Source organism: Synechococcus sp. PROS-U-1 (assembly GCF_014279755.1).
GTDB lineage: Bacteria > Cyanobacteriota > Cyanobacteriia > PCC-6307 > Cyanobiaceae > Parasynechococcus.
In genome coordinates this window covers 344,774-369,226 of record NZ_CP047951.1, presented here as the reverse complement: position 1 = coordinate 369,226, position 24,453 = coordinate 344,774, and the positions used below count along the sequence as shown (strand labels likewise).

Annotated in this window: 28 protein-coding genes and 2 tRNA genes; 19 read left to right on the top strand and 11 right to left on the bottom strand. The window is 61.2% G+C overall.

From position 1 onward, the window contains the following. Window positions 1-12 precede the first annotated feature (12 nt). Complete coding sequence (locus SynPROSU1_RS01835; RefSeq protein ID WP_186571290.1) at window positions 13-843, bottom strand: photosystem II manganese-stabilizing polypeptide; 831 nt, start codon at window positions 841-843, stop codon at window positions 13-15. Between the two features lie 156 nt (window positions 844-999). Here SynPROSU1_RS01835 and SynPROSU1_RS01830 point away from each other — a divergent pair, with 156 nt between their 5' ends. Beyond that, entirely contained in the window at window positions 1,000-1,269 is a 270-nt protein-coding gene (locus SynPROSU1_RS01830) for a hypothetical protein (RefSeq protein ID WP_255444742.1), read from the top strand. Here SynPROSU1_RS01830 and coaBC read toward each other — a convergent pair. Together coaBC and SynPROSU1_RS01820 are read right to left on the bottom strand one after the other, a co-directional pair. Next, window positions 1,242-2,528 carry a bifunctional phosphopantothenoylcysteine decarboxylase/phosphopantothenate--cysteine ligase CoaBC gene (gene coaBC / locus SynPROSU1_RS01825; RefSeq protein WP_186571288.1) on the bottom strand — a complete coding sequence of 429 codons (1,287 nt, stop codon included), beginning with the start codon at window positions 2,526-2,528 and terminating at the stop codon, window positions 1,242-1,244. The genes SynPROSU1_RS01830 and coaBC overlap by 28 nt on opposite strands. Continuing rightward, window positions 2,518-2,718, bottom strand: a complete 201-nt coding sequence (locus SynPROSU1_RS01820; RefSeq protein WP_025362051.1) for a DUF2555 domain-containing protein — start codon at window positions 2,716-2,718, stop codon at window positions 2,518-2,520. Before SynPROSU1_RS01820 ends, coaBC begins: the two co-directional genes overlap by 11 nt. A 66-nt stretch (window positions 2,719-2,784) precedes the next feature. On the opposite strand from SynPROSU1_RS01820, the gene SynPROSU1_RS01815 reads away from it, so the two are divergent. The 5 genes from SynPROSU1_RS01815 to SynPROSU1_RS01795 all read left to right on the top strand — a co-directional run bounded on the left by SynPROSU1_RS01815 (window position 2,785) and on the right by SynPROSU1_RS01795 (window position 5,387). After that, window positions 2,785-2,857 (top strand) — tRNA-Ala (locus SynPROSU1_RS01815). Window positions 2,858-2,865: 8 nt separating this feature from the next. Beyond that, window positions 2,866-3,003 (top strand): hypothetical protein, encoded by a 138-nt coding sequence (locus SynPROSU1_RS01810; RefSeq protein WP_186572436.1) that lies wholly within the window; start codon window positions 2,866-2,868, stop codon window positions 3,001-3,003. 42 nt (window positions 3,004-3,045) lie between these two features. Then, entirely contained in the window at window positions 3,046-3,246 is a 201-nt protein-coding gene (locus SynPROSU1_RS01805; RefSeq protein ID WP_115024980.1) for a hypothetical protein, read from the top strand. Between the two features lie 174 nt (window positions 3,247-3,420). Next, window positions 3,421-3,801 (top strand): DUF565 domain-containing protein, encoded by a 381-nt coding sequence (locus SynPROSU1_RS01800; RefSeq protein ID WP_255444740.1) that lies wholly within the window; start codon window positions 3,421-3,423, stop codon window positions 3,799-3,801. Window positions 3,802-3,872: 71 nt separating this feature from the next. Further along, the gene (locus tag SynPROSU1_RS01795; RefSeq protein WP_186571286.1) at window positions 3,873-5,387 is read left to right on the top strand and encodes an NAD(P)/FAD-dependent oxidoreductase; all 1,515 of its coding nucleotides are present in this window, start codon (window positions 3,873-3,875) and stop codon (window positions 5,385-5,387) included. Here the strand turns inward: SynPROSU1_RS01795 and SynPROSU1_RS01790 are convergent. Continuing rightward, on the bottom strand, window positions 5,327-6,376 hold the full coding sequence (locus tag SynPROSU1_RS01790) for an aspartate carbamoyltransferase catalytic subunit (protein ID WP_186572178.1): 1,050 nt from the start codon (window positions 6,374-6,376) through the stop codon (window positions 5,327-5,329). The genes SynPROSU1_RS01795 and SynPROSU1_RS01790 overlap by 61 nt on opposite strands. Further along, window positions 6,373-7,014 carry a DNA-3-methyladenine glycosylase gene (locus tag SynPROSU1_RS01785; protein ID WP_255444739.1) on the bottom strand — a complete coding sequence of 214 codons (642 nt, stop codon included), beginning with the start codon at window positions 7,012-7,014 and terminating at the stop codon, window positions 6,373-6,375. The genes SynPROSU1_RS01790 and SynPROSU1_RS01785 overlap by 4 nt, the downstream gene beginning before the upstream one ends. A gap of 28 nt (window positions 7,015-7,042) precedes the next feature. Here SynPROSU1_RS01785 and SynPROSU1_RS01780 point away from each other — a divergent pair, with 28 nt between their 5' ends. The 4 genes from SynPROSU1_RS01780 to gatC are packed head-to-tail and all read left to right on the top strand — an operon-like array spanning window position 7,043 to window position 9,081. Continuing rightward, entirely contained in the window at window positions 7,043-7,774 is a 732-nt protein-coding gene (locus tag SynPROSU1_RS01780) for a queuosine precursor transporter (RefSeq protein WP_186571284.1), read from the top strand. 2 nt (window positions 7,775-7,776) lie between these two features. Then, entirely contained in the window at window positions 7,777-7,959 is a 183-nt protein-coding gene (locus SynPROSU1_RS01775; protein ID WP_222929914.1) for a hypothetical protein, read from the top strand. A 43-nt stretch (window positions 7,960-8,002) separates the two neighbouring features. Then, window positions 8,003-8,791 carry a creatininase family protein gene (locus SynPROSU1_RS01770; RefSeq protein WP_186571283.1) on the top strand — a complete coding sequence of 263 codons (789 nt, stop codon included), beginning with the start codon at window positions 8,003-8,005 and terminating at the stop codon, window positions 8,789-8,791. Next, the gene (gene gatC, locus SynPROSU1_RS01765; RefSeq protein ID WP_186571282.1) at window positions 8,788-9,081 is read left to right on the top strand and encodes an Asp-tRNA(Asn)/Glu-tRNA(Gln) amidotransferase subunit GatC; all 294 of its coding nucleotides are present in this window, start codon (window positions 8,788-8,790) and stop codon (window positions 9,079-9,081) included. Before SynPROSU1_RS01770 ends, gatC begins: the two co-directional genes overlap by 4 nt. A gap of 7 nt (window positions 9,082-9,088) precedes the next feature. Here gatC and crtR read toward each other — a convergent pair whose 3' ends face one another. Both crtR and SynPROSU1_RS01755 read right to left on the bottom strand, forming a co-directional pair. After that, on the bottom strand, window positions 9,089-10,120 hold the full coding sequence (gene crtR / locus SynPROSU1_RS01760) for a beta-carotene hydroxylase (protein WP_186572177.1): 1,032 nt from the start codon (window positions 10,118-10,120) through the stop codon (window positions 9,089-9,091). Window positions 10,121-10,174: 54 nt separating this feature from the next. Beyond that, a tRNA-Leu gene (locus SynPROSU1_RS01755) sits at window positions 10,175-10,256 on the bottom strand. A gap of 54 nt (window positions 10,257-10,310) precedes the next feature. Between SynPROSU1_RS01755 and SynPROSU1_RS01750 the strand changes: the two genes are divergently transcribed. Together SynPROSU1_RS01750 and ileS are read left to right on the top strand one after the other, a co-directional pair. Continuing rightward, a complete protein-coding gene (locus tag SynPROSU1_RS01750) occupies window positions 10,311-10,829 on the top strand; it encodes a Ycf66 family protein (RefSeq protein ID WP_186571281.1) in 519 nt (172 codons plus the stop codon). A gap of 27 nt (window positions 10,830-10,856) precedes the next feature. Continuing rightward, window positions 10,857-13,781 (top strand): isoleucine--tRNA ligase, encoded by a 2,925-nt coding sequence (gene ileS, locus SynPROSU1_RS01745; protein WP_186571280.1) that lies wholly within the window; start codon window positions 10,857-10,859, stop codon window positions 13,779-13,781. Here the strand turns inward: ileS and SynPROSU1_RS01740 are convergent. Then, entirely contained in the window at window positions 13,766-14,059 is a 294-nt protein-coding gene (locus tag SynPROSU1_RS01740) for a hypothetical protein (protein ID WP_186571279.1), read from the bottom strand. The two genes, ileS and SynPROSU1_RS01740, sit on opposite strands and share 16 nt — an antisense overlap. Next, window positions 14,059-14,670 carry a DUF3177 family protein gene (locus SynPROSU1_RS01735; RefSeq protein WP_186571278.1) on the bottom strand — a complete coding sequence of 204 codons (612 nt, stop codon included), beginning with the start codon at window positions 14,668-14,670 and terminating at the stop codon, window positions 14,059-14,061. The genes SynPROSU1_RS01740 and SynPROSU1_RS01735 overlap by 1 nt, the downstream gene beginning before the upstream one ends. A 69-nt stretch (window positions 14,671-14,739) precedes the next feature. Here SynPROSU1_RS01735 and SynPROSU1_RS01730 point away from each other — a divergent pair, with 69 nt between their 5' ends. From SynPROSU1_RS01730 to SynPROSU1_RS01715, 4 genes are read left to right on the top strand one after another with little or no spacing between them, the layout of a single operon-like run. Further along, window positions 14,740-16,047: an FIST N-terminal domain-containing protein gene (locus SynPROSU1_RS01730; protein ID WP_186571277.1), complete on the top strand. Its 1,308-nt coding sequence runs from the start codon at window positions 14,740-14,742 to the stop codon at window positions 16,045-16,047. Between the two features lie 24 nt (window positions 16,048-16,071). Then, window positions 16,072-16,776 carry a tRNA (guanosine(46)-N7)-methyltransferase TrmB gene (trmB, locus tag SynPROSU1_RS01725; RefSeq protein ID WP_186571276.1) on the top strand — a complete coding sequence of 235 codons (705 nt, stop codon included), beginning with the start codon at window positions 16,072-16,074 and terminating at the stop codon, window positions 16,774-16,776. A gap of 8 nt (window positions 16,777-16,784) precedes the next feature. Then, window positions 16,785-18,098: an IctB family putative bicarbonate transporter gene (locus tag SynPROSU1_RS01720; RefSeq protein ID WP_186571275.1), complete on the top strand. Its 1,314-nt coding sequence runs from the start codon at window positions 16,785-16,787 to the stop codon at window positions 18,096-18,098. Further along, window positions 18,095-19,048, top strand: a complete 954-nt coding sequence (locus SynPROSU1_RS01715) for a BadF/BadG/BcrA/BcrD ATPase family protein (RefSeq protein WP_186571274.1) — start codon at window positions 18,095-18,097, stop codon at window positions 19,046-19,048. The genes SynPROSU1_RS01720 and SynPROSU1_RS01715 overlap by 4 nt, the downstream gene beginning before the upstream one ends. On the opposite strand, the gene glmM is transcribed toward SynPROSU1_RS01715, so the two are convergent. Further along, window positions 19,035-20,429, bottom strand: coding sequence for a phosphoglucosamine mutase (gene glmM / locus SynPROSU1_RS01710; RefSeq protein WP_186571273.1), 1,395 nt, complete (start codon window positions 20,427-20,429; stop codon window positions 19,035-19,037). The two genes, SynPROSU1_RS01715 and glmM, sit on opposite strands and share 14 nt — an antisense overlap. A 143-nt stretch (window positions 20,430-20,572) precedes the next feature. On the opposite strand from glmM, the gene SynPROSU1_RS01705 reads away from it, so the two are divergent. Continuing rightward, a complete protein-coding gene (locus SynPROSU1_RS01705) occupies window positions 20,573-22,585 on the top strand; it encodes a lytic transglycosylase domain-containing protein (RefSeq protein WP_186571272.1) in 2,013 nt (670 codons plus the stop codon). On the opposite strand, the gene SynPROSU1_RS01700 is transcribed toward SynPROSU1_RS01705, so the two are convergent. Continuing rightward, the gene (locus SynPROSU1_RS01700) at window positions 22,535-23,038 is read right to left on the bottom strand and encodes a hypothetical protein (RefSeq protein ID WP_186571271.1); all 504 of its coding nucleotides are present in this window, start codon (window positions 23,036-23,038) and stop codon (window positions 22,535-22,537) included. The genes SynPROSU1_RS01705 and SynPROSU1_RS01700 overlap by 51 nt on opposite strands. Window positions 23,039-23,101: 63 nt before the next feature. Here SynPROSU1_RS01700 and SynPROSU1_RS01695 point away from each other — a divergent pair, with 63 nt between their 5' ends. Both SynPROSU1_RS01695 and thyX read left to right on the top strand, forming a co-directional pair. Next, window positions 23,102-23,677: a thioredoxin domain-containing protein gene (locus SynPROSU1_RS01695; RefSeq protein WP_186571270.1), complete on the top strand. Its 576-nt coding sequence runs from the start codon at window positions 23,102-23,104 to the stop codon at window positions 23,675-23,677. A 43-nt stretch (window positions 23,678-23,720) separates the two neighbouring features. Further along, window positions 23,721-24,443, top strand: a complete 723-nt coding sequence (gene thyX, locus SynPROSU1_RS01690) for an FAD-dependent thymidylate synthase (RefSeq protein ID WP_186571269.1) — start codon at window positions 23,721-23,723, stop codon at window positions 24,441-24,443. Window positions 24,444-24,453: the final 10 nt, after the last annotated feature.

Below are 24,453 nucleotides of genomic sequence, written 5' to 3'. Positions count from 1 at the left end.
TGGCGAGAGGGATCAGGCTTCTTCAAGGCGGCCATAAAGGTCGCCGGTGATCTTGATGTCGACCACTTCACGACCACCCATATCGGAGTCGGAGGGTTGGATCGCACTGAACACACCAGCGAATTCACCGGTTTCCGGATCGACCTTGGTGATGGAGAGGCTCATGGTTCCCACGCCATCGATATAACGCTTGTTGTTGTCCTTCTCGAGATTCTCGTCGTCTCCACCAAGAGCGATAAGGCCTTGTGCGTACTGAACACCGGTGGTCAGAGCGCGACCTTTGGGATCAATGAAGTTGCTCGTGCGGTAGCTCGGGGTGCGGTAGGTGCCCTCAAAGTCGGTGCTGGTGGTGATCGCAGCACCTTCGGCCTTGGCATCCAGCGACTTGCTGGAGAAGGTGAAGGGAAACTCCTCACCACCAGGGACGAGAACGGTGATGGCCTGGAAGTCGATACCCCCTTTTTCCTGGAACTGAAGACCGGACTCAGAAACAGTGAGATCACCGAAGACGTCATCCAGGCTGGAGGTGAAACGCGTCAGGATCTTGCCCTCAACGAACTCCGCCTGCTGTCGGATGTTCTTGGGCTCTTCCTTGGCGTAAACCTGAACCGGGTGCATGCAGATCTCACGAAGCTCGTAGCTGCCACCGACGGTTAGAGGAATGGAGCCGCGAGCAGAATCCCCAATGGTGGGGCAATCATTTGCTTTGCCGGTGTTGCGGATGTCGTCGTAGGTCACGTTGGACCCCGACCGCTGTACCGATTCGTTATCACCACTGCAGGCCGTGGTGAAGAACGCAAGGCAGAGCGCCAGCACGACGGCCAGCAGAGGACGAATGCGCATGGAAAAGGCCTGTCGGCTGAACGCTAGAGGGGACGGTAAGCCGTCGAATCTGGATCTTACAGGGCTAAAAATGGCGACAGGGCTAGCCTTTTGCAGCTCTCAACAACTTGTCGAAAGCGCGTGACATCAAACGATCCAGATTCGACCCAGGCGCGGATGGCCCCGTCGCTGGCCGCCCTGGGCGAGCTGGCAGAGGAGTTACGGGGAAATCCGGAAGCACTGCTGACCTTTCTTCGCGAGCTAGAAGCCCTGCATCGAGACGTTCAGGACGGTCCGTTCCGCCAGAGCCTCCCTGAAAACCGCCAGAAATTGTTCACATTGCTGCAAAGCATGGAGAAAAACGGTGGATGGCCCTACATCCCCAGGCTGCAGCTGCGCACCTTCATCGACCTGCTGGGTCAGGATTCCATCGACGCCGCGGCCTGATCCCTCGTCTTCATCAGAGCATCCAGCAACTGATGAGAAAGCATCAGCTTGGTGGTCAGAGGCAGCTTCCGGCTCCAACCTTCCCCCAGCAACCAGCCTCCATTGGGTTGGTCACCGAAACCCTGACCATCACGGTCAATGGGATTCACCATCATCAGATCACAGCCCTTCGCCATCCGCTTGCTCTCAGCCCGCTCCAGCAGATGGGTGTCCTTCCCTGTCAGTGCTGAGAATCCGAGAATCAATTGACCCGGGCGGCGATGACGCGTCAGTTGAGACAGCAGATCAGGTACTTCGACCCAACCGGAGGACAGAACCGACTGAAGCTCCAGCTTGGCCAATTTGTCCTGAGGAGCTGCCTCCCGCCGAAGATCGGCCACAGCGGCAGCCATCACAAGGACATCAGACGTCGATAGGGCCCTTTGCAGAACTGAGCTCAATTCAGATGCATTCCCGACCGGCGTGCATTGCAATCCCTCAAGCCAGGCATCAGGGAGATCCAATGGACCATGCACCAGGTGCACGGTTGCACCCCTGAACCGTGCCGCCTGCGCCAGGAGCACTCCCATCCGACCGCTGCTGCGGTTGCTCATGAAACGGGCCGCATCAATGAACTCCTGGGTCGGTCCAGCCGAGACAAGAACAGACATCCCCGACCAATCACGGGTAGCGACAGGAGCATCAGGGCCTCGGCTGAAGACAGATTCCGCCGCCAACTGAATCAAGGCCGGGTCGGCCATTCGCCCATCACCGACGCGATCGCAGGCCAGAAGACCGGACACCGGCAGCAAAGGGACCACCTTGGGGAACTCTTGGATCTGCAGCCAGTTCCGCTGCACCGCAGGATGACGCCACATGGCGGTGTTCATCGCCGGGGCCGCAATCACCGGACCTTCTGTTGCCAACAAGACGCTGGCGAGCAATCCGTCTGCCGACCCCTGGCTCCAACGCGCCAGGCTGCTGGCACTCAGGGGCGCGACGACGGTCAACTCCGCCCACTCGGCCAGTTCAATATGAAGCGGCCGGGGCGCGACGGGATTCCACTGATCCGCCTCGAGGTAACAGCGATGGCGGCTGAGGCTGGCCAGAGCAACGGGGCTCACCAAAGCAGCGCCACTGGAGGTGACAAGACAGCGCACCTCTGCGCCGGCCTTGACCAGCGCACTGACCAACAACGGCGTTTTGACCGCGGCAATGCTGCCGCTGACGGCCACCAGCACACGCCGCCCGTTCAGTGGGGACGGCTTGTCAGTCCTCATCAAAGGGTTCCTGGTCCACCAAGTGGTGGTAAGGCAGGATCAATTCAGGCCGATGAATAGCCAGAGCCCGAAGCAGGTGCCAGTCAGACAAGCTGTCAAATGGCGAGGGGTAGTCGTCTTCTTCGAGCCGACGAGCGAGTTCGGCCGTCGACGCCTCGTCAAAAGCCTCCAGCCGTTCCTGCGTAAGCATCGAGCAATTCTGAGAGGCCTTTGGTCTCAGTTTGACGCAGGCTGTCCCGGCTAGCGTTACACAACCGGGGAATTAGCTCAGTTGGTAGAGCGCTGCGATCGCACCGCAGAGGTCAGGGGTTCAAATCCCCTATTCTCCACTGCGTTTTTGCAGCGCCGCCTGCCACTGATCGGCCTGTTCGCCCTTGTGGTCTTCAGCACCGTGGCACGACCATCAGCTCTCCTCACCTTCGCGCTTCTCGCCGCAGCCGGTGCAATAAGTCGCGCCCCATCACGCCGAACCTGACCCTCCATGAGGTAAAAGGGGGTTATTACTACCCTGTTAACGATGTCGCAATCGAAGCGCGAGCAGGTCGTGAGCCACCTGCGCTACATCCGCCAGGAACTACGTGAAATGCATCAGGGAGTGATGGAAGACGGTCTTCTCCCTGAGGCAGGCGAAGTTCGGGGCGTCATGGCTCAAATGGAAGCTCTTCTAGAGCTCCTCGAAGGCAAAGCGTCCAGAAAAGCGAAAGCTGAGACTAAATAACCTTCAGCGCAAGCGGTTGCCAAAGCCTTCAAGCCTGGCTTTGCTGCGCCAGTCCCCATCATCCGGCCCGGGCTTGACCCGGGTTTTTTATTGATATCTCCTATCTGTAGTGCCTGATGCCTGCAACTTATCCAGATGTGGTGTATACAGTGAATGGCAGGGCTTGGCCGGGTGATGGGGATCACTGAATTGAACCCTGCCTCTTCCCCCGAATCCAATGCCGTGCGACGGCTCCAATCCACCCGTCTGCAAAACAACGTTGGGCAAGCAATCCAGAGGCTGGATCAGTGGGCTCTCAATCCATGGCGGAAGCTGTCCCTTCTCTCCCTGTCCGGGCTGATCGGATTTTTAATCGGTAGCGCGATCACCTCGGTCGCAGGCGTTCTCGGCCAGATGGATCCCGTCGCGGCCCTGCTGGTGGTGCTGGGTGCTGAACTCACGATTCGGCGACGACGCAGTTCCGAGCCCTCTCTGAAACTGCTCCAGCAACTGCTGGATCTTGGTCGTATTGGCTTTCTTTACGGACTTTTTCTGGAGGGGTTCAAGCTGATCTGAAGCGGAACCGTTCAAACCAGACAAACGAGATCGCGGTTCATACCCTTCGGGAAGAACCCGACAAGCTGCAGATGGCAAGCGACCATTACTTCCTGGAGCTTGAACCGCCTGCCGAGCGGTTGCGTCATGCCCCACATGTGGTCATCGTCGGCGGCGGCTTTGCCGGAGTGCATGCCTGCAAGGCGTTGGCCAAGGCCGATGTGCGCATCACCTTGATTGATAAGCGCAACTTCAACCTGTTTCAACCGCTGCTCTATCAGGTGGCTACGGGGCTGGTCTCAAGAAGCGACGTGGCCACACCTCTGCGAGAACTGGTGGGCAAGCAAGACAACGTTCAGGTGCTGCTGGGGGAGGTCAGCACGGTGAACCCAGAGGGCAAGCAGATCGTGTTCAACGGCAAGGCCTACAGCTATGACCACCTGATCCTGGCGACGGGATCGGGGAGCACGTATTTCGGCCATGAGGACTGGCGGACGTTTGCGCCCCCGATGAAAATCCTCGAACACGCGGAGGAGATCCGTCGTCGTCTGCTGATGGCGATGGAACAGGCGGAACAAACTCCCAATCCCGAAGCTCGACAGTTTCTGCAAACAGTGGTGATCGTTGGGGCTGGTCCCAGCGGCTGCGAAATGGCTGGTGCCGTTTCAGAACTGATGCGGTGGGCCTTGAGCGATGCGTTCAAGCAGCTGGATCCCCAGAAAACGCGAATTGTGTTGGTGGATCCTGGCGACAGGGTGCTCAAAGCGATGCCGGCAGAGCTCTCCGAGACGGCCCTCAAAGCCCTAGAGCGCGATGGCATCGAGTACATGCCCCAGGGCCGCGTCCAAACCATGCGACCCGGGGAGGTTGTGATCGGTGGCCCCAATGGAGATGTTCGGGTTCAAGCCGCGACTGTGATCTGGACCGCTGGCGTCAAGGCATCACATCTGGGTCAGAAACTGACTGATGCGACCGGTTGCGAAGTCGATCGCGGAGGACGGGTCGTGGTCAACCCCGATTTCTCGATCCCCAGCCATCCCGAGATCCGAATCGCCGGCGATCTGTGCAGCTATAGCCACACCTTGAATGGCAAACCTCTGCCTGGGATGGCGGCTCCCGCCAAACAGGCCGGCACGTTCATCGGCAAGGACATCGCCGCACTCGTAGCAGGACGCTCTCGCCCTAGGTTCCGCTACGTCGACTTCGGCAGCATGGCTGTGGTTCATGGCAGTGCCGTCGCCGACCTGCATGGCTTCAAATTCTCAGGACGGATGGGCCTTCTGCTATGGGCCATCGTTCACCTGGCCTTGATCCCTAACCGGGAAAACCGAATCACCTTGAGCATCAAATGGCTGTACGCGCTGGCGACCCGGCAACGGGCCTCCGTTCTGCTCACAGGCATGCCCAGCCAACATTTGGCCCTCGACGCCGAGGATGCTCACTTCCCGATGGCCAGCGGAACCGGTCCATCCATCGCCGAACCCGACGCGGCCCTCAAAGCAGCCATGCAGTACTACGCCAACCAACTCAGTGGTCTTCCCCACACTCAGGAGCTTCTTGACACCAAGGAAGCCTCCGTGGCGGATTCGGAAGCAGCCATTAAATAGAGCAAGGCCATCCGGGTGGGCACGCCGTTCCTGACCTGCTCTTCCACAAGGCTGACGCGCGGGTCATCCAGGAGCGACCCGGTCAATTCGACGCCGCGGTTCACCGGACCAGGATGCAGAACTGGAACCTGCTGACCGCAAAGCTGCATGCGTTCATGGCTCAGCCCGAAGTCGCGGTGGTAGCGCTCCAGGCTGGTGAGCAACTGCTGGCCCATCCGCTCCTTCTGTAGCCGCAGGGTCATCACGGCATCTGCACCCGGCAACGCATGCTCCAGGCGTCGTATGACGCTGACCTTGCCCCGCTGCGGCACTGGATCCTGCAGAAGACCTGGTGGCGGAGCATCAACAAAGGCCGCAAAATCGTCTGGAACGAGGCTTGGTGGACCGCACAACACCACATCCGCTCCACAGGCCGTCAAGGCCCAAAGATTCGATCGGGCCACCCGCGAGTGAAGGATGTCGCCGACGATCACAATGCGGCGTCCCTGCAGAGCTTCCGGCATCGGATGCTGGGGGGAGAAATGCCGAGCAAGGGTGAGCAGATCGAGCAGTCCCTGACTGGGATGGCTGTGGAGACCATCCCCGCCATTGAGTACGACGGTGCGCTCACCCATCTGCTGAAGGTCCAACGCCAGTTGCTGCGGCACACCCGTGGAACGGTGGCGCACCACCAACACATCGGCACCCATGGCCACGTAAGTGCGCGCTGTATCGAGAACGCTTTCCCCTTTGCTGAGGGAGCTGCTGGAAGGTGAGAAGCTCATGACGTCTGCCGACAGACGTTTGGCCGCCAGCTCAAAACTGCTGCGGGTTCGGGTGCTGGGCTCAAAGAACAGCGTCGCCACCAACCGGCCCTGCAGCGCAGGAAGTTTTCGGGCACCGGTGATCGGAAGCGAACGAAACCGCTGGGCGAGCTCAAGCACCGCCGCGAAGTCTTCCCGAGCGAACGACGCGAGATCAAGAACATGCCGATGCGGCCAGCCACTCATGACAGAGGCTCCGGCGATGGCGACCAGCACTCTGCCTTGGGCGGCATGCGATCACCCTTGGCTCGCCGGCTGACACTGCGACTACTCCGCAGATACCAGCGCCACGGGGTTGCTGCGCCCTGGGAGATGCCGATCCGCGTTGTTGTCACAAGATCCTGGTTGGCAAACGTGTCTGACCTCGGGGCCATCCACACCTCATGTTCGCCCGTCACCGGACGACTGTCATCACTGCGATCAAGCCCAAAACGGCGTGCAAGCAGCCCTGGACCTGCCGCAACCCGCTCCGGTTCATCAGGAAGGGCCACCGCGCGCAGCAGCACACCATTGGCCCAATCCTCCCGATCGGTGACCACGTTCACGCAGTGGTGAATGCCATAGCTCACATACACATAAAACCGACCTGGCTCCCCGAACAGGGTTTCGTTCTGACGAGAGCGGCGGCGGTAGCCATGACAGGCGGGGTCGTCCTGGGAATAGGCCTCTGTTTCCACCACCACACCCCAGAGCAGGCTGCCGTCCTGCTGGCGTTTCACCAACCTGCAGCCCACCAGCTCAGGCCCCACGATCTGAGCTGGTCGCGCAAAGAAAATGAACGGAAGCGAATCGAAATCGATGACAGGCTGCCGGCTGGCGGCCACGCTTGTTCCAGCTTGAACTCTGCGGGCTTTGGACAGCAACCTCCAGGCACGGCGTGATGGGGTGTTCCTGGTGCTGGCAGGCCTGTTCCTCGGCACTCTGGGCATGCTCAACATCCTCGGACTGACCCGCTTCCTTCAACTGGGCAGCATTGGAAGCTGGCCGATCGTGGTGGCCGTTGGCGCGTTGCCTTATCCAATCACCTTCCTCTGCACTGACCTCATCAGTGAAATCTGGGGTGAACAGAAAGCCAATCAAGTGGTGTGGGTCGGGCTGCTGCTCAATGGCTGGGTGCTGCTCATCCTCTGGCTAGGAGGCTTGCTTCCTGCCATGAGTGGCAGCGACGACAGCACCTTCCGCACCATTCAGCAGCTCAGCTTCGGCTCAGTGGGCGCCTCGATGGTGGCTTATCTCACGGCGCAGTTCGTTGATGTGCGGCTCTTCCACTTCTGGAAACAGCGCACCCAAGGCAAAGCACTCTGGCTGCGCAACAACGGCTCCACCTTGGTGAGTCAGCTGGTGGACACCAGTGCTGTGGTGCTGATCAGCCATTACGGCGCCCATGTGCTTCCTGTGCAACCGGAACGATCCGTGCTGCCTCAGCTGATCAGCTTCATCGGCAGCGGCTACCTGTTCAAGGTGCTGGCGGCGCTGAGCGACACGCTGCCTTTCATCTGGCTCACCGGATGGCTGAGGGAGTGGCTCGATATTCCCGGAGAAGGACTCGAACTCACAACAGAATCAACGTCAGCGATGCAGTAAGGGTGCATCCACGCCAAGCTGAGCTCAATTCAGGCCAGCTGATGGACGCAGCCACCTCCAGCTTCAACCTCGGCACTGTGCTTCTTGCCAGCATTGTGCTGTTCCCTTTGGCCTGCCTGTTTTTCGGAACGCGCGGTGGCTACTACAACACCGACAAATACGACGGCAACGGAACCGCCCACTGATCGGCTGGGATTGAGCGATCATCAAGTTATTGGTCCAGCCTGAATGACCGCTGCAATTCCCGGTCCCGTCGACAGCACAGACGCCATTCGTCTGGCCCTGCGCAGTTGGCCTGAGGTTGAGACCTACCTCCAAGGCTGCAAGGGCGTGATCATTCCTCTGGGATCGACAGAGCAGCACGGCCCCACTGGAGCCATCGGCACCGACGCCCTCACCGCAGAAGCAGTCGCCCTCGAAGTAGGCCGTCGCACCGGCGTGTTGGTCACCCCAGCCCAGGCCTTCGGCATGGCCGAACACCATCTTGGCTTCGCTGGGACGATGAGCTTGCAGCCAGCAACACTTCTGGCCGTCCTGCATGACCTGGTGTTGTCCCTGGGGCGACATGGCTTTGAAAGGGTGTTTGTGATCAATGGCCACGGCGGCAACATTGCGACAGCCAAGGCAGCTTTTGCCCAGGCCCACGGCACTGCCACCACCCGCAATCTCCCCGTTGCCCCTCAACTGCGTTGTCGCCTGGCCAACTGGTTCATGGCCGGCCCCGTGATGCGCCAGGCGCGTGATCTGTATGGCGATAAAGAAGGGCATCACGCCACCCCCAGCGAAATCGCTGTCACCCTCGCCGTGGAGCCCAGCCTGAAGAGCAAGCAGCGGCCGCTGCCCGACCCAGCCCCGGCAGGACCCATTCACGGACCGGACGACTTCCGGCGCCGTCACCCCGATGGACGCATGGGGTCCCATCCCTTCTTGGCCACTGCTCAGCACGGCGATGCCTTGCTGGAGACAGCAGCCACCGCGCTGAGCGAGGATCTGCGCACGTTCCTTGGCGAGTCATGAGCCAGATTTCCAGCGACGACGTCCGCAAGGTGGCCCATCTCGCCCGCCTTGATCTGCCCGAGGACAAGATTGCGACCTACACCGATCAGCTCGAATCCATCCTCGAGTACGTCGGCCAGCTGCAGCAGGTGAACACCGAGGGGGTTCCAGAAACAACCCGAGCTGTGGAAGTGACCAACGTCACGAGGGTTGACGGCGTGCAGCCGACGGCGGTGCGCGAAGACATTCTCAATCAAGCTCCCCAGAGGGAGGGTGACTTCTTCAGGGTTCCGAAAATTCTCGCCGACTGAATCAGGTTCAGCGGGACACCCAACGTTTGGGCTCGGTTTTGATCGCGATGCGATCAACAAATCCGAGCCAGTGGCGTCGAAGCCCCCGTCCTGGCATGAACCGCGCGGCACGCCTCATTTTTCCGCTGCGACGCTTGTGGCTTCGAACACCCACGAGGATGTCGTAGAGGAAGTTGAAGCCATCTCGTCGGGTCTCGAAAATGCCCAACCGCTGGGGAGATCCTTTGGAATCGAGGAGAGGCTTGGTGGCCTCGTAGGCCGGTTTGTATTCAAACCAGGGAATCGACGGCCAGAGGTGATGAACCAGGTGATAGTTCTGCCCCATGATCAGCCAGTTCATCAGCTTGCCTGGGTAGATGCGGGCATTCGTCCAGCGGTTGCGCGAGGTGAACGGCCGATGAGGGAGATAGTCGAAGAACAGACCCAGCGTCACGCCAACCATCAAGGCAGGGGCAAACCAGCAGTTGAAGATGAACGGCAGAAAGTCAAAGCGTGCGGCAGCGAGAACAATCACCACAAAAATGCTGCGTTCCAATCCCCACTGCATCAACTCCCAACGGCGCCAGAGGCGTCGCTGAAAGAAAAACCATTCGTGATAGAAAAATCTCGGTGCAATGAGCCAGAGCGGACCAAACGTGCTGACAATGTGATCCGGATCGTTCTTCGGATCATTGACGTGGGCGTGATGCTCCAAATGCACCCGTGTAAAAACGGGAAAACTGAATCCGAGCAGTAGTGCCGAGCCATGGCCCATGGCCTGATTGACCCAACGGTTGGGGTGTGCGGCGTTATGGCAGGCGTCATGAATCACCGTCCCCTCAAGGTGCAGCGCCAGAAAGCCTGTGCAGAGCAGCACCTGCAAAGGCCAAGCGGCGACAAACCAACCCCAGATGGTCAAGGCGGCAAGCGCATACCCCCCAAGAAACAACCCAACGGTGGGATTCCAAAAAGCTGGCGGATCGACGAATTCGCGAGGAACCGAGCGGTAAGCCGCTCCAACCGGACGATGCTGCTGTTGTTGAGCAGTGCTCTGGTGCATCCGGAGGGCAGGCAACAAGTCTGGAACGTTCCCGAACCACCGTAGGGAAAGGAATGCCCACCGGGGGACTTGAACCCCCACGACCGAAGCCACTGGTACCTAAAACCAGCGCGTCTACCAATTCCGCCAGGTGGGCAATGTTCCAACTTTAGAGATCGCCCCAGAATGGGAGCATTCCGCCTCACCACGGATGCTCGCGACCCTCAGCGGCGATTTCTGCCTCCTGCTTGGCCTGGCACTCCTGCTACTTCCACTTTTGGCCGTCGAACTCAGTCGCCCGCGCGATGGGGTGTGGGGAGCGGTGGTGTTACTGCTGGGCCTCGTGCTGGTCACCAGCAGTGACCGGCTTAGGGGAGCGCCGATGCTCGCTGTTCTCTGCGCCGGTCTCTTGATCGCTCGCTTGGGCTCTGAGGTCGGACAAGCCCGTTGGAACACCCTCAGCGAAACCGAACAGCAGCGTTTTCAATCGCTCGACCACTGGCGTACCAGCATTCAGCAGCTCCTCATCACCACGGGCCGCGTGGGAGAAGGCATCGGCGGCATCGCCAAACAACTCAAACCATCTGGAAAATCGGGGGTCACGGGCAAAAAATGGGTGCGTCCCGAGTCTCCTGAAACAGATGCCGCAAGCGATGACGCTTGTTCAGAAGGTGCCAGCCTCGATCCCGATCGATTCGTGGACGTCACATCCCAAGAGGGCGAGGACTGATAATCCCGAGGCCAGAGCAGGGACCCCGTGAGCAAGGAGACGCGCGACGCCGCCGCCGAGGAACGTCCCTCCTACAAGAAAACGCTCAATCTGCTGCAGACGGGATTTGGCATGCGCGCCAATGCCGTCCAACGGGAACCGGAATTGCAGGCCTTCTGGAAGAGCCAGGGAATCGACGGCGAGCTGGGCCTCAAGAACAGTGGTCCAACATTCACTCTCCACGACGGCCCGCCCTACGCCAATGGCGCCCTTCACATGGGCCATGCCCTCAACAAGGTGCTGAAGGACGTCATCAACAAGTATCAGGTGCTGAATGGGAGGCGGGTGCGTTACGTGCCCGGCTGGGACTGCCACGGTCTGCCAATCGAGCTCAAGGTGCTGCAGTCGATGGATCAGGAGCAGCGCAAGGCGCTGACACCGATCAAGCTGCGCAAAAAGGCCGCTGCCTACGCCAGGAAGCAGGTGGATGGCCAGATGAAAGGTTTTCAGCGCTGGGGCATCTGGGGCGACTGGGAGCAGCCTTATCTGACCCTTCAAAAGGAATACGAATCCGCTCAGATCCGGGTGTTCGGCGACATGGTGCTCAAAGGGCACATCTATCGGGGACTCAAGCCGGTGCACTGGAGTCCGAGCTCGCGCACGGCGTTGGCAGAAGCCGAACTGGAGTACCCCGACGGCCACACCAGCCCCAGCGTCTACGTCGCCTTCCCTGCAGTGGAACTGCCAGCGACCCTTCGGGATGCGCTCAAGGCTGATGGCCTCGAGCTGCCAACCGGTCCAGAAGGCCTGGGCCAGGCCCTGCAGGTGGCGATCTGGACCACCACACCCTGGACCTTGCCGGCCAACCTGGCGGTGTCTGTCAACGAACGGCTCGATTACGCCCTGGCGGACGACGGCAACGGAGGCCTGCTTCTGGTGGCTGCTGACCTCATCGAAACGCTCAGCACAACTCTGGAACGCCCGCTGATGCGACGCGCCACGGTGAAAGGCGGCCTGCTCGCTGGGCTGATCTACCGCCACCCTCTTCTGGATCGCACTAGTCCAGTGGTGATCGGCGGCGACTACATCACCACCGAATCAGGCACGGGCCTCGTGCACACCGCTCCTGGTCATGGCGTCGATGACTTCCACACCGGCCAGAAGAACGGCCTGCCGGTGCTCTGCCCCGTGGATGAAGCAGGCAACCTCACCGAGGAGGCCGGGCCGTTCGCAGGACTGAACGTTCTCAAGGATGCCAATCCCGCGATTATTGAGGCGCTTGAGGCCGCTGGTGCTCTGCTCAAGCAGGAGGCCTATGGCCACCGCTACCCCTACGACTGGCGCACCAAGAAACCCACCATCTTCCGTGCAACGGAGCAGTGGTTCGCCTCCGTGGAGGGCTTCCGGGAGCAAGCACTCGAGGCAATCGACCAGGTGGAGTGGACTCCCGCCTCAGGTCGCAACCGAATCGAATCAATGGTGAAGGAACGGGGCGACTGGTGCATCTCGCGTCAGCGCACCTGGGGCGTTCCCATCCCCGTTTTTTACAAGCGCAACGGTGGTGAGGTGCTGCTGAATGCCGAAACCCTGGCTCACATCCAGGCTCTAATCGCTGAACACGGTGCCGACGTGTGGTGGGAAAAGGACGAAGCTGATCTGCTGCCGGCCTCCTATGCCGACCAGGCCGACCAATGGCGCAAGGGGACCGACACCATGGATGTGTGGTTCGACTCCGGCTCGAGCTGGGCCGCTGTCGCCAGCCAGCGCGACAACCTCAGCTACCCCGCTGACCTCTACTTGGAGGGATCCGACCAGCACAGGGGCTGGTTCCAGAGCTCACTGCTCACCTCGGTCGCCGTCAACGGCCACGCCCCCTACAAGCGGGTGCTCACCCACGGCTTTGCCTTGGATGAGAAAGGCCGCAAGATGAGCAAATCCCTGGGGAATGTGGTCGACCCGATGGTGATCATCGAGGGCGGCAAGAACCAGAAGCAGGAACCGCCCTACGGCGCCGATGTGCTGCGGCTCTGGGTGAGCTCGGTGGATTACTCCGCCGATGTGCCGATCGGAGCTGGGATTTTGCGCCAGCTGGCGGATGTGTACCGCAAAGTGCGCAACACCAGCCGTTACCTGCTCGGCAACCTGCACGACTTCCATCCGGCAACCGACGCCATCCCCGTGGCGGAACTGCCGTTGCTGGACCGCTGGATGCTGCAGCGCACGGCCGAGGTGATGGACGACATCACCGAAGCCTTCGAAAGCTACGAGTTCTTCCGTTTTTTCCAGCTGCTGCAGAACTTCTGCGTCACCGATCTATCGAACTTCTACCTCGACATTGCCAAGGACAGGCTCTATGTGAGCGCTCCTCAGGACCGGCGCCGGCGCAGCTGCCAGACCGTCATGGCACTGATCATCGAACGTCTGGCCGGTCTGATCGCTCCGGTGCTGTGCCATATGGCCGAAGACATCTGGCAGAACCTGCCCTACCCAGTCGAGGAGACCTCGGTCTTTCGACGCGGATGGCCCACGGTGCCGGCCGACTGGCGCAATGACACCCTCAGCGCTCCTTTGCAGCAGCTGCGGGAACTGCGGACAGGGGTGAACAAAGTGCTGGAGGACTGCCGCAGCCGGCAAGAGCTCGGCGCATCACTGGAGGCATCCGTGCGGATTGACGCCCGTAGTCCGGAGCTCCAGGCCGCTCTCTCCTGGCTGAATGAGCAAGGCGATGCAGAAGTTGACGGACTGCGGGACTGGCTGTTGGTCTCACAATTACAGATCGGTGGCGAGCCCTGGGCCGAACTGCTGGCCAGCCAGGACGACGAGCTCGCTGTGATCGAAGTGAGCCGTGCGCGCGGCAGGAAATGCGAGCGTTGCTGGCACTACGAAGGAGATGTGGGCCAGCATCCCGACCATCCCCATATTTGTGGTCGCTGCGTTGGCGTGCTCGACCGCCGAACTCACCAGCTGGCCTGAGCCAGAAGGTCGTTCGGCGGCATCGGTCCAGCCAGCACAACCTCCCCGGTGGGCGTCAAGGGCCCCTGAAGCAACTCGGCCTGATCGAGGCATGTTCCCTCGGGCAGAACAGAGGCATCGGGGTCAAATGCGGTTGGATGGGTGGTGCTGCTGCTGAATCCACGGAAGATCAACAACTCGAAGGGCTTGTCCCCCACTGTTCCCCGCAAACGAATAACCCGCTGGGGCTGGAGTCTCGTGCGCTCCTCCAGAGCCTGAACCACCGCCTGGTTGGTCATCAGAAATCGCCTGCCACACGCCCGTAACGGGGCAAACGCACCAACAGCCACTGCAGCAGACCGGCCAAGTAAGCCACCAGGGCGACATATCCCACAAAGGCAGCAACCGCCTCCGTCCACTGACCACCGAATAGGAAATTGAACACCGTGGCTGCCAGGCCATGGATGCCCTGGGGAGCCTCGAGCCACGTCAGGCATGAAGACGACGCCAGCTGCTGCATGCAACCCAAGCTTGTGACGCTCATCACCAGGCTCAGAAGTCCAAAACCACTGAACGCCCAACGCCAAACCTTCACCGCCAACGGCAGGGGACGCCAGGACGGTTGGTCGGCCAGCTCTTCATTGAGGTCAACCCAGAACCAGAGGCTGATCACCATCAAGACCGGAGCGACAACCGCAGTGGCGTAGCCCAGGGGGCGCTGATCCATGAGCAGCAGCAGGCTGATCGCCATCAGGCTGGCCACTTTCCAGTAGATGCCGAGGAGCCGCAACACCATGGGCTCACGACGCCAGGCCGACCAGATCAACAGGACCAAAGGCACACCAACGGCAAAAGTGGCGGCCAAGCGATAAGTCAGCCACACCAGAGCGCGGTACGTGAGCTCGTTCACTGGGGCCTGTCACAGTCCCGCCATTATCAACGCCCCGAGCTGAGCTCCAGGGTTGATAGGGTCCGCTTCATGGCACCGTTCGCACCGTTCAGCTGGTTCCGATCCGGGGGCACTGAAGTCAGTTGCCGGACAGGACTTTCCGCCAAAGCGTCTCTGGACGAAGCGGTGCGGGACGTGGTCGAGCAACTGGGTCGACCCAGGACTGAAGCCGACCTCGCACTTGTCTTCACCTCAACGGGTTACGCCACCGACCTGCCGCGGCTACTGCCAATGCTGCGGGCGCAAATCAATGCCAAACATTGGATCGGATGCACAGGGGGAGGCGTGGTGGGCACCCGCGGCGACGGCAGTGCATCGGAACTGGAGCAGACACCGGCCTTGAGCGTGACGATGCTCTCCCTGCCAGGGGCGTCGATCGCAACCCGTCACCTCAGCACTGAAGAGCTGCCTGATCTAGACGGAGCAGCCCTGCAATGGCAGGACTGGGTTGGCATCAGCCCCGAGGGTTCTCGCAGCCAGATCCTCCTGATCGACCCCACCAGCAGTGGCATCAATGATCTGATCAGCGGCCTGGACTATGCCTACCCGTCTGCCGACAAGATTGGCGGCATCGCAGCGCCCCACAACAGCCCGCACGGATCGCTGCTGCTGGATGACCGCATTGTGACCGGCGCGGTGGTCTGTTCCATCGGGGGAAACTGGCGACTTGAAACGGTGGTGGCTCAGGGCTGTCGTCCCATTGGCCCTGTGTTCTCGATCGAACAGGTGCAGCGCAATGTGCTGCTGGAACTCAGTGATGGCTGCACCAAAGCCAGCCCCATCAATTGCCTGCAACGGGTCCTGGCCGACCTCAACGAACGGGAGCGCGAGCTGGTGCGTCACTCGCTGTTCCTCGGCGTCGAACGCAGCAGTCTGCGGCTGAATGCCAATGGAGCAGCCTCAGAAGCGAGCGCCTTCCTGATCCGCAACCTGATCGGTGTGGATCCCAACAATGGCGCCGTGGCCGTTGCAGAGCGAGTGCGTGCCGGCCAGAACGTGCAATTTCATCTCCGGGAGGCTGCCGCCTCCCAGGACGAGGCCCTTGGGTTGCTGAAGGCAGCGACGGCTGATCAAAGCGACACAGTCCACTTCGGCCTGCTGATGGCCTGCTTGGGACGAGGCCAAGGGCTTTTCGGTCGTGCCGATGGCGACATCAGCCTGGCGCGCCAACTGATGCCAGACCTGCCCGTGGCGGGAGCGTTCTGCAACGGAGAAATCGGGCCCGTCGGCGGTACGACCCATCTGCATGGCTACACCGCCTGCTGGGGCTTGCTGCGTCAGGACTCCGTCAGCTCCTCTGACAGTGGCGCCGACAGTGGCTCTGACAGTCTCGGTTGAACCGGATCGCACCGCCTCGGAACCTTGCGTCAGCACGTCAATCCTCTAAGCAGTTTCTTCCAGCTACCGCTGGAACTACCACCACCCGAGGAGCTGTTCCGGGTTCCTGATCAGCCGATCCACCTTGATATCGGCTGCGCCCGTGGGCGTTGCCTGCTGGGCCTGGCCGAGCGGGATGCCCACTGGAACCATCTCGGCGTTGAAATCCGCCGGCCCCTGGTGACCTCAGCCGATCAAGACGCACTGGCTTCGGAGCACGGCAATGTTCGAATCCTGTTCTGCAACGCCAACATCAGCCTGGAAGGCTGGATGAAGGCCCTGGAGCAGGACCGCCTGCAACGGGTGTCAATCCAGTTTCCCGATCCCTGGTTCAAACGGCGGCACCGCAAGCGCCGCGTCCTGCAACCAGCGCTACTCCTCGCCATCGCAACGGCCCTCCAGCCCGGCCGTGAGCTGTTTCTGCAGAGCGATGTTCTCGACGTGATTGAGCCGATGGTGGCCCTCACCGAACTCAGCGCCTGTTTTGACCGCCCGGCGGAGGATCAAAGTCCCTGGCGGGCGAGCAACCCGCTTTCGGTTCCCACCGAACGGGAGCGCTACGTGCTCGAACAACGTCTCCCTGTCTACCGGGTGCTGTACCGCAGGAATCAGAGTCCACTTCCTTCCGTGTCAGATCTGGAACAGCGTTGGCAGGAGATCGATAATCCTGCGGAAGCACTCACCACCTGAGCCCAACGATGGCCTCTGCGGATGCAACCCAGGCGGCGAGCGGTGGTCCACTATTGGCGCGCTGGCAGGGGCTGATAGCTCCTGATCCGGCGGTGCTGAAACGCCTGGAAGGGCTGGCTGGGCTGCTGCTGTTGGTTTTAGTGACAGGTCTTCCCCTGTTCACACGCACAGGCCTGGCCCTGGTGATTGCAGCCTGCGGAGCCCTGTGGCTGCTCTGGTGCCTCTGCAGCCCACCACGGCGCATCGGTGCCATCTCGCTGTGGCTGATGCTTTTTCTTGCCATTGCAGTTGTAGCGACGGGGTATTCACCCGTTCCGATCGCCGCCAGCAAGGGCCTGATCAAGCTGCTCAGCTACCTGGGTGTCTATGCCTTGCTTTGCAAACTGCTGCTGAGCAACGAGCGATGGTGGGACCGGCTGGTCGCCGGCCTGCTGAGTGGCGGCCTACTCAGCAGTGTTCTCGCCTTACGTCAGCTCTATGCCTCCAGCGAGGAACTGGCCGGCTGGGCGGATCCGAATTCCATCAGCGCCGGCACCATTCGGATTTATGGCCCCCTTGGGAACCCCAATCTCCTGGCGGGTTATCTGCTGCCGCTGATTCCCTTCGCAGCAATTGCTTTGGTGCGCTGGCGTGGCCTTGGAGCCCAGTTGTTTGCCGGCACCACGCTGGTGCTTGCGGGAACAGCAACGCTGTTCACCTACAGCCGCGGGGGATGGCTGGGGATGGTGGCTGCCGGCGCCGTGCTGCTGCTGTTGCTGCTAATGCGCTGGACACGCCACTGGCCCTTGGTCTTGAGACGTCTGGTGCCCCTCGCCGTGCTGCTGGTTGGAGCCGCTTGCCTGGTGGTGGCGGCAACCCAGATCGATCCGATCCGCACGCGCATCACCAGCCTGCTGGCAGGCCGAGGGGATAGTTCCAACAATTTCCGCATCAACGTCTGGATGGCGGCCATCCAAATGGTGCAAGACCGTCCCTGGCTGGGCATCGGTCCTGGCAATGCAGCGTTCAACAGCATCTATCCCCTGTATCAGCAGCCGAAGTTCAACGCCCTCAGTGCCTACTCCGTTCCGCTGGAAATCCTGGTGGAAACAGGCATACCCGGGCTGCTGGCCTGCCTGGGATTGCTGGCCAGCAGCCTGCGACAGGGTCTGCAGCCGCTGAACACTGATGGGCCAAACGCGTTGGCTGCCATTGCCAGCCTTGCCGCCATCGCTGGCCTGCTGATGCAGGGCAGCACAGACACAATCTTCTTCCGCCCCGAAGTTCAGCTCATCGGCTGGTTTTCCCTGGCCACCCTGGTGAGTCAACGAAGCGGATCATGATGCTGCTTGCTGGATTCGATGCCGGGCAAACCCACACACGGTGCCGCCTCAGCCTCGTTGGGCATGGCTTGCTTCAACCTGTTGGTGTGGGCGAGGGGCCTGGAGTCAGTCATCTGGATGCCCCCCGGGGTGAGGAACGTTTTCTCGAGGCGATCCGAACCAGCGCCCGGCATGCACTGAAGGATCACCCCGATGGAGTGATCCAGGCGGCCGTTGTCGGAGCCAGCGGCATCGAACACGGCACAGCGTTGCAACAGCGCGCCGAACGGCTGCTTCACAGAGCGCTGGAGTTCGGTGATGACACAGGACTGGACAAGGTGCTGGTCACTGGGGACGAACGCACAGCGCTGCGAGGTGCGATCCCTCACGGTGCCGGAATCATTGTGATCAGCGGCACGGGGATGATCATCCTTGGACGCAGCGACGATGGCCGTGAACATCGCTGTGGTGGCTGGGGATGGCTCCTCGATGGAGCCGGCTCAGCCTTTGATCTTGGCCATCAGGGATTGCAATTGACCCTGCGGATGGCCGATGGACGTCTCCCCGACCATCCACTGCGGGAACAGATCTGGAATCAGATGGGCTGCGACAGCCATGCAGCGGTGAAAGCCCGAGTGGTGCAGGCCGACTTCGGCACAGAGAACTTCGCAGCTCTGGCTCCTCTGGTGGTGGACGCAGCAGACCGAGGATGCTCTGGAGCGGAACAGATTGTGCAGCGATCAGCAGCCACTCTCTCCAGCTGCATCAGCACCGTGGCCCAGCGTCTTTCGCTGCGCTCACCCTTGGTGGTCTGCCAGGGGGGAGCGATCACCCATCTCACAGGGTTTCGCACGGCCGTGCAACAGGACATGCATCAATCGATTCCGGAGGCACGCTGGGGGAAAGCCAGGGGCGATGCCTGTGATGGAGCTCTGCTGATGGCGCAGGAAATAACCGTCAGGCCACGTTGAGATGGTCTTCGGCAACAGCAGCCAGATGCCCCGTCCAGTGCTCAACAGCCGCTGACTGCTCGGCTTCCACCATCACACGAAGCACAGGTTCCGTGCCGCTGGCTCGCACCAAAATGCGACCGGCATCGCCCATCGACTGCTCAGCCGATGCAATGGCGTCGGTGAGGGCGGTGCAATCGCTCCAGTTCTTGCGTCGCGCACGGTCCATCACCCGCACATTGACCAATTTCTGCGGGTAGGCCTGAAAACTGCGGTCCAACCAATCGCTGAGGGTGATGCCCTGGGAATGGCACAGCGTGGCCAGCTGCACGGCGGTCAGGACACCATCCCCACAGAGTCCGTGGGAAGCCGAAAGGATGTGGCCGGATTGCTCGCCGCCGAGGGCAGCGCCACTGGCCACCATCGCTGCATGCACATGCTGATCTCCTACCGGCGTGCGGTCCAGCGTGCCGCCGCGTTGCTGCCAGGCCCGCTCGAAACCGAGATTCGACATCACGGTGGCCACCAACCGCTGATCGGGAAGCGCCTGCTGGTCCTGCAGCACGGATCCCCAAAGGAAGAGCACGTGGTCTCCATCAAGGATGCGACCACGGCCATCCACCGCCAGCATCCGGTCTGCGTCACCGTCAAACGCAAATCCCATCGCCGCACCGCGCTCGATCACAGCCCGCTGCAGAGGTTCCAGATGGGTGGATCCACAGGCCACATTGATGCGGGCGCCATCGGGTTCACCGTGGAGCACGGTGAGATCAGCCCCCAAGGCACGGAAGGCATCCGCGCCACAGGCTGTCGCGGAGCCCCAGCAGAGGTCCAGCACGATCGGAACGCCATCGAGACGGCGTTCAGCCACGGATTGCAGCAACACCTCCCGATAGCCATCCAGCAGATCGGCGCTCGAACGCGCAACACCACAGCGGAACTGCCCCTCCTCTACCGAGGACAGATCCCCCTTCAGACCTGCCTCCACCTGGGCCTGACGTGGGCCGCTGAGCTTGGCGCCATCGGCTCCGAAGACTTTGATGCCGTTGTCAGCAGGGGGGTTATGACTCGCTGAGACCATGAGTCCGCCGGCGGCACCGAGCTGCCGAATCAGCAAGGGAACCGCCGGTGTCGGACACAGACCCAGGGTCCACACATCGCGCCCAGCCGCTGTCAAACCAGCCGTCAGGGCAGACACCACCATGCTGCCGCTGGTCCGGGAATCCATCCCGATCAGAACTGGGCCTTCCGCCTGCAGAACCCGGCCCACCCAGTAGCCGACCTGAAGACATAAGGCCGGCGTGAGAACGGTGCCAGCCAGCCCACGGATCCCATCGGTTCCAAAACCTGGCGCATCGTCACCGAGAGCCGGGCCGATCGGAGAACACGCCTTTTGAACCATGGGTCTCAATCGTGGACAGCACCTTACGAAGCGCTTCTGATGCTGGTTCCCAGGAACGTGACAGGTGCTGCTTTGCCCTCAGGTGATGAAACAGTCGCCATTCCTCCCAAGAGCATCAGAATGACCTCAGCTCCGGATTGGGTGTGCAGGCAGGGCCGCGAATCGGAACGCTGCTGCTCCTCACCGTTGCCGGTTTCAGCGGTTTTGCTGCATGGGGTGGGCAGCAACTGCTCAACAGGCAGCATCAGCCCCTGACGCCCGAGCTTTCACAAGCGCAGCTCTGGGAGCACTACCGCTGGTCCATCGATCCGCAGCTGCGACGGGAAGCCGCCTTGCTGATGGTGGCCAGGGATGGATCGAATGAACTCCTCAACAGTCAAGGCTGGGGACGCGATCCACTCGCTGGTGTCGTTCTCGAACGGGCAGCACTTAAGGCCGCGGCCCAGGGCAAGACAGCGGTGGCCGAACAAACCTGGCAGCACCTGCTGGATCGCTTTCCTGACGCGCCCGGCTCCGCCTGGGCCCGCTTGGCCCTCGGCAAGGACAACCCCGTTCTTCACCAACAGCTGCTGCAGAAGCAACCCGCCCACCCGGCAGCACTGACCTTGGCAGCGGGAGGTGGATCCGAACCGCTGCCGCTCCATCAAGGGGCCCTGCATCTGGCCCGATGGAATGTGCGCTGGCCTGGCGCCCTGAAGCAGATGAGAGACGCCTGCCAAGCCACGGGGGCACAGGCACCGCAGCCCGACCAGCGTCAATTATTGGCGAAAGCACTGGCAAAACGAGGCCATGCTGAAACGGCACTGGCCTGTCTCCAGGACGTCGATGCCGCCCCGGAAACCCAACTGGCCATCGGGAGATCCCTGCTGCTGCATGGTGACCCTGACGGAGGAACAGACCAGCTGCTGACGCTGACGCAAAACAACCCGAACCACCCCGCCAGCCTCGAAGCAGCGCGGATCTTGAGCGAACCGCTTTACCCCGACCCTGGGGTCCTGAATGCCCTGCCGGCTGCCGTTGAGAAGCGCTCGGCCGCCGTCGCAGCGGCCCGGGTGAGACTGGCCGACGGTGATGGGGCGGAAGCCGCCCTGAACCAATGGCCCGACGATCCCGACATCTGGCAACTCCAATGGGACCTGGCCCGCGATGCCTTTCTCAGCGGGAATTGGCTTCGCGCTCGCAACCTGCTGGAACGCGATAGCGACCATGGGCCTCTGCCACCACCGTTGGAGGCACGCAGGCTGTTCTGGCTGGGGCTCAGCCACCAGGAAACCGGGGAAACAGCACAGGCGGAGCGGATCTGGCGCAACCTGATCAAATCCTTTCCAGCGGGCTACTACCGATGGCGCGCCATGGATCGCCTTGGGATCTCCGAACCCTTAGATCTGCGCAAACCACATGCGCAGCAGAATCCACAGACCTGGCAGCCCCTCAACAGTCAAAACGCTCTGGTGAACAGGCTTTGGCGGCTGGGACAGGTGCATGCAGCCTGGGAGATCTGGCAGGCACAGCGTGATCCGGCAATCACGCTCCCATCTGAGGAACGTCTCGCTGAGGGCAGGCTGCGCCTGGCTGTCGGAGACACCTGGATGGGACTGGATCAGCTGTGGTGGCTCAGCCTCCGCTGGCGTGATCCCAACTGCCTGCAACGGATCCTTCTCCATCGCAGCCAGTTCCCCCGACTCTTTCAGGCTGAGATGGAAGCAGCGGCTCAGAGGGAAGAGCTTCAACCCAATCTGCTGCGAGCGATCGCCAAACAGGAGTCACGCTTTGCACCTGGGGTCGTCTCCCCCGCAGGAGCCGTAGGCCTAATGCAACTGCTGCCATCGACAGCTACGGAGATGGCTGGTAAGCCAACCAGCACACTGATGCTGCAGGATCCCGCCGACAACATCACTTATGGGGCGCGGTACCTCAACCAATTGCTGAAGCAATGGGAGAGCGATCCCTTCCGCAGCATTGCGAGCTACAACGCCGGACCGGGCACCGTGGCGGCGTGGCCGCAACCCAGGGATGCAGAAGATGCCGCGCTCTGGGTGGAACGCATTCCCTACCCGGAAACACGCTTCTACACCAAAAAAGTGCTCGACAACCTGCTCGGCTACTCAGGTGATGCGCAACCCTTCTGCAAAGAGGCTGGCCGTGGGGTGAGGTAGGAGCGTGCCAGCGGCAATACCTGCGATCACAACAACACTCATCAGGACCAGACAGATCCCGGCAGCGGGCGAAACACCAATGCGGATGAGATCGAGCCGCGCCAACAGCAGGGCTGAAGCCAGAATCAACACGTCGGTCAGCACATTGAGCTTCAGCAGGTAGAGGCCACCGGTGATCACCACCAGCAGCGTCACCACCAACGTCATCACTCGGCTGGACGCCATGAGCATCGAGACCTGCCGCAACAGCAGATCCGGCATCGTGCAGAACACGACAACCACCTGGGCCTGCAGCAGCACAAGGCACCAGAACCAAGCCGAACTCACCCCATGGAGAGAGGTGAACGTGGGCTGAACAACCTGCCAATGGTTGCCGAGCACAACGGCAACCAGGAACAGCACCGTCAGCAACGGCGCCCGAACCGGAAGGCTCAGCAGTCGCAGAATTGGCATGGAAGCAAGTTAGCCGCGGGCTTCTGCAGGGACTGCCAGAGTGATTACTGCGATTGAGACGCGATGCCTGGCACCCCAGAGTCTTCCCCCCTGGGAACAGCACAGCGATGGGTGCTGGTGCTGGTCGCGGTTGCTCTGGCCCTCGGTCTAGTGATGCTGCGGGGCGGTATTCAGAGCGAGAGCCCGATGGAACAGCTGGCGCGACGAACACTCGACCCGCAAATAGCGTTGAACAACGGACGTCCAACCCTGATCGAGTTCTATGCCGACTGGTGTCAGGTCTGCAGAGAAATGGCGCCCTCGATGTTGGAACTTGAGCGGAGCACGCGAGATCGACTCGATGTCGTTCTGGTGAACGTCGACAACCCCCGTTGGCAAGATCTTGTTGATCGCTACGACGTGAACGGCATCCCTCAATTGAATCTGTTCAACGCCGAAGGGGAGCCAAGGGGACGCTCCCTTGGCCTGCGCAACTTGGAAGAACTGGAACTTTTGGGTACTGCCCTGCTTGAGAATCAGCCGTTGCCTTCCTTGCCTGGCATCGGCAGCATCAGTCGTCTGCAACCACCCTCCTCCGAGGAAAGCGCACTGGCTGGAACAACGAGCAAGCCGACGGCCGGACCACGCAGCCATGGTTGACACGCCTCGCCATGATCACCACAACTCGTCTTGTGACGCCCTCATGGACCGCTTTCGGGTCGATCTGATCGCAGCCACGCCGAACCCGCAGCAATGCATTTACGCCGCGATGCATCAGGACTACAGCGAGGGGTTCGTGGCCGGAGACCGTGCCAGTTGGCCGGATGAACAACGAGCAGGAGAGATCTGCGTCAAACGTCTCCTTTCCGGAGAGCGCGGTCACTACGGCCCCATGGAGCACGCACAGATCGTGCTGAACGTGGGCTGGTTCCCTCACTCGGTAATGCAGCAGGCCCGCACCCATCGGGTCGGTGTGAGCTTCGATGTGCAATCGATGCGCTACACCGGCGAACGGATTTGCCGCGCAGCGGATGGTGCCCTTGACCTCGAAGAGGTGTTCTATCTCCGTCCTGTTGGCGACTACAGCGATCGGCAGGGCAAGAAATACAGCTACACAGAAGAGCTGCGCGACCAAGATCTCGATCTATGCCGAAGCGCCGCCGAGCGCTACAGGGATCTTCTGAAGGCCGGCTTCTCCGAGGAGCACGCCCGCGGCATCCTTCCTTTCGACTACCGGCAGCACTTCGTGGTGAGCTTCAGCTTGCGCGCTTTTCTCCACTTCATGGATCTGCGCGCCAAGCTCGATGCTCAGCTGGAGATCCGCCAGCTCTGCGATCTGATGTGGCCCCACATGGTGGAGTGGGCTCCTGAATTTGCGGCCTGGTATGAAAAAAGCAGACTTCACAGGGCGCGACTGGCCCCTTAAACCCGAACGC